This is a genomic window from Zhihengliuella salsuginis (assembly GCF_014651715.1).
In the GTDB taxonomy this organism is placed as follows: Bacteria; Actinomycetota; Actinomycetes; order Actinomycetales; family Micrococcaceae; genus Zhihengliuella; species Zhihengliuella salsuginis.
The window spans coordinates 43,204-55,279 of record NZ_BMXK01000011.1 but is presented as its reverse complement, the minus strand read 5'-3'; the positions used below and the strand labels follow the sequence as shown (position 1 = coordinate 55,279).

General features: G+C 71.9%; 9 protein-coding genes. 6 read left to right on the top strand and 3 right to left on the bottom strand.

The features are described 5' to 3' along the window. Positions 1-23 precede the first annotated feature (23 nt). The gene (locus IE069_RS12685) at positions 24-1,565 is read right to left on the bottom strand and encodes a PucR family transcriptional regulator (RefSeq protein WP_189350931.1); all 1,542 of its coding nucleotides are present in this window, start codon (positions 1,563-1,565) and stop codon (positions 24-26) included. Positions 1,566-1,736: 171 nt separating this feature from the next. Here IE069_RS12685 and gabT point away from each other — a divergent pair, with 171 nt between their 5' ends. The 5 genes from gabT (at position 1,737) to IE069_RS12660 (ending at position 8,474) form a co-directional block, all read left to right on the top strand. Then, positions 1,737-3,092: a 4-aminobutyrate--2-oxoglutarate transaminase gene (gene gabT / locus IE069_RS12680; RefSeq protein WP_189350930.1), complete on the top strand. Its 1,356-nt coding sequence runs from the start codon at positions 1,737-1,739 to the stop codon at positions 3,090-3,092. Then, positions 3,092-4,573, top strand: coding sequence for an NAD-dependent succinate-semialdehyde dehydrogenase (locus IE069_RS12675; protein ID WP_189350929.1), 1,482 nt, complete (start codon positions 3,092-3,094; stop codon positions 4,571-4,573). The genes gabT and IE069_RS12675 overlap by 1 nt, the downstream gene beginning before the upstream one ends. A 68-nt stretch (positions 4,574-4,641) precedes the next feature. After that, the gene (locus IE069_RS12670) at positions 4,642-6,000 is read left to right on the top strand and encodes a flavin monoamine oxidase family protein (protein ID WP_189350928.1); all 1,359 of its coding nucleotides are present in this window, start codon (positions 4,642-4,644) and stop codon (positions 5,998-6,000) included. 102 nt (positions 6,001-6,102) lie between these two features. Then, a complete protein-coding gene (locus IE069_RS12665) occupies positions 6,103-6,945 on the top strand; it encodes a universal stress protein (RefSeq protein WP_189350927.1) in 843 nt (280 codons plus the stop codon). After that, complete coding sequence (locus IE069_RS12660) at positions 6,942-8,474, top strand: APC family permease (protein ID WP_189350926.1); 1,533 nt, start codon at positions 6,942-6,944, stop codon at positions 8,472-8,474. Before IE069_RS12665 ends, IE069_RS12660 begins: the two co-directional genes overlap by 4 nt. 13 nt (positions 8,475-8,487) lie before the next feature. On the opposite strand, the gene IE069_RS12655 is transcribed toward IE069_RS12660, so the two are convergent. Then, positions 8,488-10,281, bottom strand: a complete 1,794-nt coding sequence (locus IE069_RS12655; protein ID WP_229791139.1) for a choice-of-anchor I family protein — start codon at positions 10,279-10,281, stop codon at positions 8,488-8,490. Between the two features lie 163 nt (positions 10,282-10,444). Between IE069_RS12655 and IE069_RS12650 the strand changes: the two genes are divergently transcribed. Continuing rightward, the gene (locus IE069_RS12650) at positions 10,445-11,257 is read left to right on the top strand and encodes an HAD family hydrolase (protein WP_229791138.1); all 813 of its coding nucleotides are present in this window, start codon (positions 10,445-10,447) and stop codon (positions 11,255-11,257) included. Here the strand turns inward: IE069_RS12650 and IE069_RS12645 are convergent. After that, entirely contained in the window at positions 11,254-12,042 is a 789-nt protein-coding gene (locus IE069_RS12645) for a MerR family transcriptional regulator (protein WP_189350925.1), read from the bottom strand. The genes IE069_RS12650 and IE069_RS12645 overlap by 4 nt on opposite strands. Positions 12,043-12,076: the final 34 nt, after the last annotated feature.

Genomic DNA, 12,076 nt, shown 5'->3' with positions numbered 1-12,076 from the left:
AAGTGCGGGCGCGGCGGCGGGCCTCAGCCGAGCGCGCGCAGGGCCAGCCAGATGTTCGCCCGGCCGTCGAACCCGGCCAGCGACTGCCCCAGCACGCGCTCGACCGTCGAGATCCTGCCCTTGAGCGTGTGCCGGTGGATGCCGAGCTCGCGCGCAGCCGGCTCCCACTGCCCGTTGTGCTCGAGCCATACGCGCAGCGCGCCCGTCAGGTCCGTCTCGTTGGCGGCGTCGTGCCGGGTCAGCGGCGACAGCATCGACTGCGCGACGTCCCGCGCCCGCTGAGTGGGCAGCAGGTCGGCCATGTCGCCGGCCGCGATGTCGGCGAACGTCGCCGTCGCCTCGCCGCGCGCCGCCGCGCGCTCGTAGGCCTGCCGCGCCTGCCGCAGGCCGGTGGCCAGGTCGGCGTAGGGGTGAGGGTCGGAGACCCCGACCCGGTCCGCGTAGGTCCCCGCCAGCCGCTGCACGGTCCCCTCCGTCTCGGCTTCGCCGGCCAGCACGACGACGGCGCCGCCCTCGCGTCCGGCGAACAGGCGGCCGGGGTGCTCGTTCATCCGGTCCTCCAGCCAGTCCCGGAGCCGGTCCCGCCCGGATTCGGGGACGTCGAGCTGCAGCACGCGCACCGGCTCCGGCGGCAGCGGGGACTTCATCCGCTGTGCGATGTCCTTCACGAGCCGGACGTCACCGGCCACGAGCGCGGCCAGCAGGCCCGTGCGCAGGGCCGCCCGGGACCGGGTCAGGGAGCGGTTCTGCTCGAGCGCCAGACCCACGAGCGCGATCACGCTGGAGACCACCGTCCGGCCGGCCTGGTCGAGGCCGGCCCCGCCGGGGGAGCCGCCCAGGACCAGGACCCCGCGCAGCTCGCCGCGCCGGCCGATCGTCTGGAACGTGAGCGCGCCGCCGTCGTGCTCCGCGGTGGAGCTGGAGCGCTGGCCGCGGGCCAGCAGGCGGTCGACCTCGCCGCCGACGAGGCGCGCGAGGGCCGGGTCGTCGGCGACCGCCGGGGGCGCGCCGGACAGGTGGGCGCGCTTGCCGTCGGCGTCGAAGAGGGCGACCCACGAGCCGAGCTGGCGGGCCAGCTCGGCCAGGCAGGCGCTCAGCCCGTCCGTGCGCAGGGCGGCGAAGGAGATCGCGCGCTGGGCGCTCAGGGCCCAGTTCTCGCGTGCGTGGCGGGACGCGGCGACGCTGTCGGCGACGTAATGGATCACGGCCAGGAACGGGACCCGGTACGGGACCTCGAAGAGGGGAAGCCCCGCCTGGTCGCAGGCGAGGAGCAGGGGGTCCGGGACGCGCTCGCGCAGAACGCCCGAGCCGAATCCGAGGCCGACGATACCGTGCTCGATGAGCCGGGCGACGTACTCCGCGTAGGGCACGGGCTCGTCGCTGCGGAACTGGGCGCCCGTCGTCAGGAGCGTGTTGCCGGTACTGAGGAACGGGGTCGGGTCGGCGAGGTCGGAGCTCGCCACCCAGGTCAGGGGCGTGTCCAGGGCGGAGCCCTCGACCGGCCGGGTCCGCAGCCGCAGGCCGAGACCGGAGTCGTTGATGAGCGTGCTCAGTGTCGCGGTCATCCCTCCAGCGTAGCCGGTTGTGCCGGACTGTCGATGATTTGGATTTGCGATGGACGGATTGGCACACGCGTGGTGGCCCAGGCGACTCTACGATCGAGGAAGAGGAGCGCGACGACGTGCCGGGTGCACGCCGAGCCTCCGCCGGTCCAACGCCACGAAAGGGACACGATCATGACCGCAGTTCCCACCGCCGCCGTCAAGGGCGGCCCCTCGCTGCCGCAGAAGCGCGAGCTCGTCACCGAGATCCCCGGCCCGCGTTCGCGCGAGCTCATGGAGCGCAAGCTGAACGCGGTCTCCGCGGCCGTGGGCACCGCGATGCCCGTGTTCGCCGAGGCCGCCGGGGCCGGCGTCGTCCGCGACGTCGACGGCAACTCCCTGATCGACCTGGGCTCCGGCATCGCCGTGACCGGCGTCGGCAACAGCGCCCCGCGCGTCGTCGAGGCCGTGCAGCGCCAGGTCGAGCAGTACACGCACACGTGCTTCATGGTGACCCCGTACGACTCCTACGTCGAGGTCGCCGAGGCGCTCAACCGCCTGACGCCGGGCGACCACGCCAAGCGGACCGCCCTGTTCAACTCGGGCGCCGAGGCCGTCGAGAACGCGGTCAAGATCGCCCGTTCGCACACCAAGAAGTCGGCCGTCGTCGCGTTCGACCACGCCTACCACGGCCGCACCAACCTCACGATGGCGATGACGGCGAAGAACATGCCGTACAAGCACGGGTTCGGCCCGTTCGCGTCCGAGGTCTACCGCGCCCCGATGTCCTACCCGTACAAGGACGGCGAGCTGACCGGCCCCGAGGCCGCGCAGCGCGCCATCTCCGTGATCGAGAAGCAGGTCGGCGCCGACAACCTGGCCGCCATCGTGATCGAGCCGATCCAGGGCGAGGGCGGCTTCATCGTCCCGGCCGACGGCTTCCTCGCCACCCTCACCGAGTGGGCGAGTGCCAACAACGTCGTCTTCATCGCCGACGAGGTCCAGACCGGCTTCGCCCGCACCGGCGCCATGTTCGCGTGCGATCACGAGGGCATCGTCCCGGACCTGATCGTCACCGCGAAGGGCATCGCCGGCGGCCTGCCGCTCTCCGCGGTCACCGGCCGCGCCGACATCATGGACGCGCCGCACGCCGGCGGGCTCGGCGGCACCTACGGCGGCAACCCGATCGCCTGCGCCGCCGCGCTCGCCGCGATCGAGACCTACGAAGAGGACGGCCTCGTCGACGCCGCCCGCGAGATCGAGAAGACCATCAAGGGCCGCTTCACCGAGCTGGCGGCGCGCGACGGACGCATCGGCGACGTCCGCGGCCGCGGCGGCATGATCGCGATCGAGCTGGTCGACGCCGAGACCGGCGAGCCGGACGCCGCGCTGACCGGCCAGGTGGCCAAGGCCGCGCACGCCGCCGGCGTGATCGTGCTGACCTGCGGCACCTACGGCAACGTCTTCCGCTTCCTGCCGCCGCTGAACATCCCCCTCGACCTCCTCAGCGAGGGCCTCGACGTCGTCGTGGAAGCACTGGAGAACGCCTGATGACCACCACCACCGAGACCACCGCGTCCGCGGCCGAGCGCGAGCTGCTCGCCCGCGTCCCCACCGGCCTCTACCTCGACGGCGCCTGGGTCGCCACCGAGGCGACCATCGACGTGCAGGACCCCGCCACGGGTGAGACGATCGCGAAGATCGCCGACGCCGACGTCGAGCACGGTGTGGCCGCGCTCGACGCCGCCGTCGCAGCCCAGGCCGCCTGGGCGGCCACGGCGCCGCGCAAGCGCTCCGACATCCTGCGCCGCGCGTTCGACCTGCTGCAGGAGCGCCGCGAGGACTTCGCGCTGCTCATGTCCATGGAGATGGGCAAGCCGCTCGCCGAGGCCAACGGCGAGGTCACCTACGGCGGCGAGTTCCTGCGCTGGTTCTCCGAGGAGGCCGTGCGCATCGGCGGCCGCTACGGGTCCACGCCCGAGGGCACCGGCCAGATGGTCGTCTCCCAGCGCCCCGTCGGCCCCTGCTTCCTCATCACCCCGTGGAACTTCCCGCTGGCCATGGCGACCCGCAAGATCGCCCCGGCGCTCGCCGCCGGCTGCACCGTGGTGGTCAAGCCCGCCACCCTGACCCCGTTGACGACGCTCTACTTCGCGCAGCTGCTCGAGGACGCGGGCGTGCCGGCCGGTGTGGTCAACGTGGTCACGACGTCGAAGACGGGCGCCGTCTCCTCCCGCATCATCGAGGACGACCGCCTGCGCAAGCTCAGCTTCACCGGTTCCACCGGGGTCGGCCAGAAGCTGATCCAGCAGTCGGCGAAGGGCATCCTGCGCACCTCCATGGAGCTCGGCGGCAACGCCCCGTTCGTGGTGTTCGAGGACGCCGACCTGGACAAGGCGGTCGACGGCGCGATGGCGGCGAAGTTCCGCAACATCGGCCAGGCCTGCACGGCGGCGAACCGGTTCATCGTGCACGAGTCCGTGGCCGACGAGTTCGCCCGCCGCGTCACCGAGCGCGTGAACGCGTTCACGATCGGCCGCGGCACGGAGGAGGGCGTCGCGATCGGCGCGCTCATCGACGCCAAGGCCGTGGCGAAGGCGGACGAACTGGTGGGCGACGCCGTCGAACGCGGAGCCACGCTCCTGACCGGCGGCGAGGTCCTGCCCGGACCGGGCACGTTCTACGCCCCGACCGTGCTCACGGGCGTCGCCAAGGGTTCGAAGATCCTGACCGAGGAGATCTTCGGCCCGGTCCTCGCGATCGCCACCTTCTCCACCGAGGAGGAGGGCGTCGCCCTGGCCAACGACACCGAGTACGGCCTGGCGTCCTACGTCTTCACCGAGGACCTGGACCGCGGCCAGCGCATGATCGACGCGCTGGAGACCGGCATGATGGGCCTGAACATCGGCGTCATGTCCAACGCGGCGGCCCCCTTCGGCGGCGTCAAGGCCTCCGGCATCGGCCGCGAGGGCGGCACCGAGGGCATCCACGAGTACCTCTCCACCAAATACACGCTGATCCCGAACAGCTGAACCGGGAAGCGGGGCCGCCACGGCACGCGCCGTGGCGGCCCCGCGCCATCTCCAGGAGTAGAAGAAGAATGACTGACATCACCCGCGACGTCGTGATCGTCGGCGCCGGAGCCTCCGGCCTGACCGCAGCGAACGACCTCGTCAAGGCCGGCAAGACCGTCGCCGTGCTCGAAGCGCGCGACCGCGTCGGCGGCCGCCTGTGGACCCGCGAGATCGACGGCGCCATGCTGGAGATCGGCGGCCAGTGGGTCTCGCCCGACCAGGACGCGCTGATCGGCACGCTGGAGGAGCTCGGCCTCGAGACCTACTCGCGCTACCGCGAGGGCGACAGCGTCTACGTCGACGCCGCCGGCGCCCTGACCACCTTCACCGGCGAGATCTTCCCCGTCTCCGCGGAGACGCAGCGCGAGATGGAGCGCCTCATCGGCGTCCTCGACGAGCTCGTCGCCGAGATCGGCATCGCCGCCCCGTGGGAGCACCCGCGGGCCAAGGAGCTCGACACGGTCTCCTGGAAGGCGTGGCTCGAGGCCCAGACCGAGGACCAGGAGGCCCGCGACAACATCGGCCTCTTCATCGCCGAGGCCATGCTGACCAAGCCGTCCCACGCGATCTCGGCACTGCAGGCCGTCCAGATGGCCGCCTCGGCCGGCAGCTTCTCCAACCTCGTGGACTCGGACTTCATCCTCGACAAGCGCGTGATCGGCGGGCTGCAGTCCGTGCCGGTGGCGCTCGCGGAGAAGCTCGGCGACGACGTGTTCCTGAACCAGCCGGTCCGCCGGATCGAGCACGACGACGACTCGGTCACCGTGGTGGCCGACGGCATGACGGTCTCGGCGAAGCGCGTGATCGTGGCCGTGCCGCCGAACCTGTACTCGCGCATCGACTTCCAGCCGGCACTGCCGCGGCGCCAGCACCAGATGCACCAGCACCTCTCGCTGGGCCTGGTCATCAAGGTGCACGCCGTCTACGACCGTCCGTTCTGGCGCGAGGCAGGCCTCTCCGGCACCGCGTTCAGCCCGTACGAGACAGTGCACGAGGCGTACGACAACACCAACCACGCGGATCCGAAGGGCACCCTGGTGGGCTTCGTCTCCGACGAGACCGCGGACGGGCTGTTCGCGCTCAGCGACGAGGAGCGCAAGCAGCGCGTCCTCACCTCGCTGTCCCACTACTACGGCGAGCAGGCGCTGACCCCCGAGGTCTACTACGAGAGCGACTGGGGCACCGAGGAGTGGACCCGCGGCGCGTACGCCGCGAGCTTCGACCTCGGCGGGCTCAGCCGCTACGGCGCCGACCTGCGCACGCCCGTCGGCGTCATCCACTGGTCCTGCTCCGACCTGGCCGCCGAGGGCTTCCAGCACGTCGACGGCGCCATCCGCGTCGGCCGCGAGACCGCCGCGGCGATCGTGTCCGACCTGAACGCCTAGAACGGCCCGCGCCCGGCCGGTGCACCGCACCGGCCGGGCGTCCTGCGTCCGCACCCCGCGCCGGTCCGCCCGGCGCCGAACGAGAAGAAGACGAGACCTGCGATGAAGATTCTGGTCGGATACACCCACACCTCCGGCGGCGCCGACGCCCTGCGCCTCGGCACGCGCCTCGCTCAGGCGCTCGACGCCGCCCTCGAGATCACGATGGTGGTCACGGGCGACGCCGGCGGGCTGCGCCACGTGAGGACGACGGCGGCCGGCTGGCTCGACGAGGCGAAGGCCTCCGTGCCCTCCGGCGTGGCGGTCGAGACGAGCCTCGAGTTCGCCGACTCGGCGGCCTCCGGGATCCTCGCGGCGAGCCGGAGGCTCGGCACGACCCTGATCGTCGTCGGCGGCCGGGAGCGGTTGGGGACGGTCGCCAACGCGCTGCTGCACGCCTCCCGCGTGCCCGTCGCCGTGGCGCCCCCGGGGCACGCCGACGCCGACCCGGTCCCGCTGCGGAGGGTGACCGCCGCCGTCGGACTCCGCGAGGGGGCCGAGGACGTGATGCGCGCCGGCGTGCTGGCCGCCAGCCGCATCGGCGCCGAATTCCGCGTCATGTCCCTCGTGAGCCTGGACGCCCGTCAGATCGGGTCCGCAGCGGAGGCCGAGGCGCTCGCCGCCGCCCACGCGGACCGGGTCCGCGCGTTCGTCGCCCAGGTGGCGCCCGACGGCGTCCAGCCCGCCGTCGATGTCCCGACCGGCCGGCGCATCGAGGACGCGGTGCGGCACGCCGACTGGGATCCGGGCGACCTCGTCGTGGTCGGGTCCTCCCGGCTCGCGAGCCGCGGCCGCATCTTCCTGGGCAGCACGGCGGGCAAGATGCTGCGCGAGCTGACCGTCCCCCTGGTCATCGTCCCCCGCGACACCGAACCGACCTTCGACGACGAGGAGTCCACGCCATGAGCGACGCGACAGCGCACAAGCCCACCGGAACCGACGAACAGGCCGGCGGGATCAGCAAGAAGGGCCTCAGCGCCGGATCGGTCGGCCTCATCGGCGCGATCGTCATCGGCATCTCCTGCATCGCCCCCGCCTACACCTTCACCGCCGCGATCGGCCCCACGGCCTCCGCGGTCGGCCTGCAGGTGCCCGCCATCATCCTGGTCGGCTTCATCCCGATGCTGCTGGTGGCCTTCGGCTACCGGGAGCTCAACCGGTCGATGCCGGACAGCGGGACCTCGTTCACGTGGGCCACGCGCGCCTTCGGGCCGTGGATCGGCTGGCTCGGCGGCTGGGGGCTGATCGCCGCCACCATCCTGGTGCTCTCCAACCTCGCTGGCGTCGCCGTCGACTTCCTCTACCTGTTGATCGCGCAGATCACCGGCAACGCCGGCATCGCGGACCTGGCGGGCAACCCGTTCATCAACGTGGTCACGTGCCTGGCCTTCATGGCGGCGGCCACGGCGATCTCCTACCGCGACATGCAGACCACCCAGCGCCTGCAGTACCTGCTGGTGGGCTTCCAGATCCTGGTGCTCGTGGTCTTCGCGGTCGCGGCGTTCGTGCACGTCGCCAACGGCACCGGGTTCGATCCGACGCCGATCGCCCTGGAGTGGTTCAACCCGTTCGCCGTCGACTCCTTCTCCGCGGTCGCGGCGGGCCTGTCCCTGTCGATCTTCATCTTCTGGGGCTGGGACGTCACGCTGACGATGAACGAGGAGACCGAGGGGTCGGCGACCACCCCGGGCCGGGCGGCCACGCTCACCGTGCTGATCATCGTGGGGCTCTACCTGCTGCTGTCGGTGGCGCTGATCTCCTTCGCCGGCGTCGGCACCGGCGAGTACGGGCTCGGCAACGAGTCCATCCAGGAGAACGTCTTCTTCCACCTCTCGCACCTGGTGCTCGGACCGTTCGCCTGGCTGGTCTCCCTGGCCGTGCTCTCCAGCTCCGCGGCGTCCCTGCAGTCGACGTTCGTCTCCCCGGCGCGCACCCTGCTGGCCATGGGCCACTACGGAGCGATCTCGCCGAAGTTCGCCCGTGTCAGCCCGCGCTTCTTCACCCCGGGCTATGCGACGATCGTCTCCGCCGTCGTCGCGTCGGCGTTCTACGCGGTCATGCGGTTCGTCTCCGAGAACGTCCTCTGGGACACGATCACGGCGCTCGGCATGATGATCTGCCTGTACTACGGCATCACCGCGTTCGCGAGCGTCTGGTACTTCCGCCGCACGTTCACGCGCTCGCTGCGGAACTTCGTCTTCCAGCTGCTCTGCCCGGGCATCGGCGGCGTCATCCTGATGGTGCTGTTCTTCACCACCATCATCGACAGCATGGATCCCGCCTACGGGTCCGGGTCCAGCCTGTTCGGGCTGGGGCTCGTGTTCGTCCTCGGCATGGTGGTGCTGGGTGTCGGCGTCGTGCTGATGATCGTGCAGTACGCCCGCCGCCCGGCGTTCTTCCGCGGTGAGACCCTCGCGGTGGCCGCCGAGGACTGAGCCGGACGGCGGGCTACCGGGTGCCGACCTCCAGGAAGGAGGTCGAGCCGGAGACCTCGTTGCCGACGACCAGCAGCGGCGCGCCCGACGGCGAGTCCCCGGCGGAGACGAACGCGATCGACTCCGGCCCGAGGTCGCCGGCGGCGGCCAGGGTCTCGGCCTCGTCGGCGCCGTCGTCGATCGCCCCCTCGGCGTCGACCGCGAAGTCGCGGTTGTTCACGTAGGTGACGAATTCGCTCGACGCCGGCTCCGTGACGTCGTAGACCATCACCCCGCCCACGCGCTCGAGGCCGATGAACGCGTAGGTGCGTCCGTCGAACTCGCCGAGTGCGACGGCCTCCGGCTCGGGGCCCTTGTCGTCCGAGCGGGCGTCGAACTTCGTCTCGCCGTGGTTCGAGTTGAAGTGCTCCGGGAGCGCCTCGGCGAGGATCTGCTCGAACTCGGCGCCCGAGTCGAAGACCAGCGCCCCGTCGCCGTCGACGATCGAGAATCCGCGGCCGCCGAACCCGTACAGCGTCTCGTAGCAGGAGCCGTCGGCGGCGAGCCCGTCCGCCGTGGTGACCTTCAACCGGCCGAGGTTCTCATCAGCGGTCAGCTCCTCGAGGCCCATCCCGGCGTCCGCCGCCACCGCATCGCAGACCGGGGCCAGCCCGTCCTCGCCGAGGTCCTTCACGCGGACCTCCTCGGAGTAGCCGTCCCAGTCGCGGGTGTCGCCCTCGTTGGCGGTGACCGTGTAGTCGGTTCCGGCGGAGCGAAAGGTGGCGATGGTGTCCGGCTGGCGGAAGCTCTGGACGGGCCACGTCTTCAGGTCGACGGCGCCGTCCTTGTCCGACGCGTCGAACGGGACCGCCGCGTGATCCACCGACCCGAGCGGCAGGATGTCCGTGAACTTTCCGGACTTGATGTTCAGCACGGCCAGCGCGTTGGCCTCCTGCAGGGAGACGTACGCGGTCACGCCGCCGGGGGAGACGGAGATGTACTCGGGTTCGAGGTTCTCCGAGACCGGGAACTCTGGAGTGCCGGTCCCCGCGTCCTCGCGCCCGCCGTAGATCCGCACGCCCTCGGGCAGCGAGTCCTCGAAGGCGTGGAACCCGGCCTCGGCGACCTGCCGCTGCGAGACGGCGCCGCGCTTGCCGTTGGAGCCGCTCTCCTTGCCGCGGACGGCGTCGTCGACGGTCTTCGGCAGCGTCACGATCGAGACCGAGCCCTCCGGGTCGACGCTGTAGTCCTCCGCGGGCTCGCCCTCGTTGGCGACCAGGGCGGTCTTGCCGTCGCCGGTCACGGTCACCATGTCCGGCAGGTGCCCGACGCGCACGGCGCCGAGGATCGTGGGCGTCTCGCCGTTCGCGTCGAAGTACAGCAGCCAGCCGGCGTCCGTCTTCGTCGGGGATTCGACGGCGGCCAGGCCGAGCCCGTCGCCGCGGACCGCCACGGAGTTGGCCACCGCGCCGGACGGGATGACCGAGCCGTCGGCGGCCGTCACGCCGGCCGCGGGCACCTCGTAGAGCTTGGCGGGCGCGGCCGGGTCGGCGACATCGAGGACCTCGACCGCGCCGGCATCGGCGTTGACGATCATCACGCGCTGCGCGGCCGGGTAGTGGGCGACGATCTCCGCGGCGCCCTCGTCGAACGTCCCGGTGGCGTAGCCGCCGACGGGCGTCAGCGACAGGCGCGCCCCGTCCGCCGAGTACTCGACCCCGTCCACGGCGGCCGGCGGGGCGACCGGGACGGCGGCGGCCGGCGTCGTGCCGATGAGACAGGCGAGCGCCGCGGCGGCGCCGACGGACTTCAGACTGAGGTGTTTCACGGAGGGCTCCTGCGGGGGATCGGCGGCTGGGTCCCGGCGACACTATGCGTCCGATCCGAGGAGCGGGCGAGCAGCAGGTGACGGCCGGGTGAACGGCCGGGTATTTCTCCGCCGGGCGGGGTCGTGAATCGCGGGTAGGGCGAGTCAGTGGTTGACTGGTGTCATGAGCAGCAAGATGATCGGACTGGACGTCGACGGAACCCTGGTGAACCACGAAGGGCACATGAGTCAGGCGGTCCGCGAGGCCGGACGGGCCATCGTCGGCGCAGGGCACACCGTGGTGATCTCGACCGGGCGGTCCCTCGGAGCGACCCTGCCGATCGTTGAGCTCCTCGGCGTCGAGCACGGGTACGCGGTCTGCTCCAACGGCGGCGTCACCCTGCGCATCGACACGTCCCTGCCGGACGGCTACGAGGTGATCGACCGCCGCACCTTCGACCCGGCCCCCGCGCTGCGGGCCATCCGTCAGTCCCTGCCGACCGCGAAGTACGCGCTCGAGGACGATCAGGGGCGCTTCCTCTCCACCGAGCGGTTCCAGGACGCGAGCTTCGGAGTCGAGGCGGTCGGCGTGAGCATCAACGAGATGATGGAGGCGACCGCGACCCGCCTCGTCGTCTTCTCGACCGACTCCACGGCTGAGGAGTTCGGGCGCGCGGTGGGGACCCTCGGGCTCGAGGGTGTCACCTACTCGGTGGGCTGGACCGCGTGGCTGGACATCGCCGCCGAGGGCATCAACAAGGCGACCGCCCTCGAGGTGCTGCGCGTGAAGCTGGGCTTCGATCGCGAGGACACGATCGCCGCCGGCGACGGGCGCAACGACGTCGAGATGCTCGCGTGGGCGCACCGCGGCGTGGCCATGGGGCAGGCGCCCGACGAGGTCAAGGCCGCCGCCGCCGAGGTCACCGCCCCCGTGGAGCAGGACGGGCTGGCGCTCGTGCTCAACGGCATCCTCGACGGCCAGGCCGCCCTGCGCTAGCCCCGCCGCGCGACCCACTCCGTCAGCGCCGCCCGCACGAACTCCGCGCCCCCGGTCCCGCCGTAGTTGGCCGCGAACCGCGGGTCCGCGACGTACATGTCCGCCAGCCCCAGGAGGTACCCGGTGTCCGGCTCGCCGACGGCGCCCGGGGTGCCCGGGACGCCGGAGAGCCACGCGACGTGCCGCGCCGCGAGCTCCTGCGCCGCCGCCGAGTCGGGTGCCGTCCCGGCCTCGGCCGCCGCGGCCCAGTCGGCGCCGAGCCGCCGCGTCCGCTCCTGCCAGTCGGCTTTCTCCGCCTCGCCCATCGACCGCCACCAGGCGTCCGACTTCTTGTACGCGTCGGCGCCCCAGCGCTCGGTGACCTCGTCCTTGTATTCGGTGTGGTCGAACCCGTCGAACATGTTCTCCGCCATGAGCTCGCCACCTCCTTCCAGTGTTCTCAGCGTGTCCTCGACCGCCGCGATCTGCCGCGCCAGCCGTTCCTGTTCGCCGCGCAGCACGGTCAGGTGCGTGCGCAGCGCGCCCGCCTGCGGTTCCGGGTACGACGCCGGCGCCCCGCCCTCCGCGTCCAGGATCTCCCTGATCGCGGGCACGGGCAGGCCGAGCTGCCTGAACAGCAGGATCCGCTGCAGGCGCAGCAGGGCCGCGTCGTCGTAGAACCGGTACCCGTTGTGCCCGACGCGCGAGGGCGGCAGGAGGCCGACGTCGTCGTAGTGGCGCAGGGTGCGGCTGGTCGTCCCGGTGAGCCGGGCGACCTCGTTGATCGCGTAGTCGCCGTGGCGCATGGCGCTGCCTCCTTCCTCGTGGTGGGCCCGTTCG

Coding starts and splice junctions, on each gene's coding strand:
- IE069_RS12685 (WP_189350931.1), bottom strand. CDS start 1,565: ATGACCGCGACACTGAGCACGCTCATCAACGACTCCGGTCTCGGCCTG.
- gabT (WP_189350930.1), top strand. CDS start 1,737: ATGACCGCAGTTCCCACCGCCGCCGTCAAGGGCGGCCCCTCGCTGCCG.
- IE069_RS12675 (WP_189350929.1), top strand. CDS start 3,092: ATGACCACCACCACCGAGACCACCGCGTCCGCGGCCGAGCGCGAGCTG.
- IE069_RS12670 (WP_189350928.1), top strand. CDS start 4,642: ATGACTGACATCACCCGCGACGTCGTGATCGTCGGCGCCGGAGCCTCC.
- IE069_RS12665 (WP_189350927.1), top strand. CDS start 6,103: ATGAAGATTCTGGTCGGATACACCCACACCTCCGGCGGCGCCGACGCC.
- IE069_RS12660 (WP_189350926.1), top strand. CDS start 6,942: ATGAGCGACGCGACAGCGCACAAGCCCACCGGAACCGACGAACAGGCC.
- IE069_RS12650 (WP_229791138.1), top strand. CDS start 10,445: ATGAGCAGCAAGATGATCGGACTGGACGTCGACGGAACCCTGGTGAAC.
- IE069_RS12645 (WP_189350925.1), bottom strand. CDS start 12,042: ATGCGCCACGGCGACTACGCGATCAACGAGGTCGCCCGGCTCACCGGG.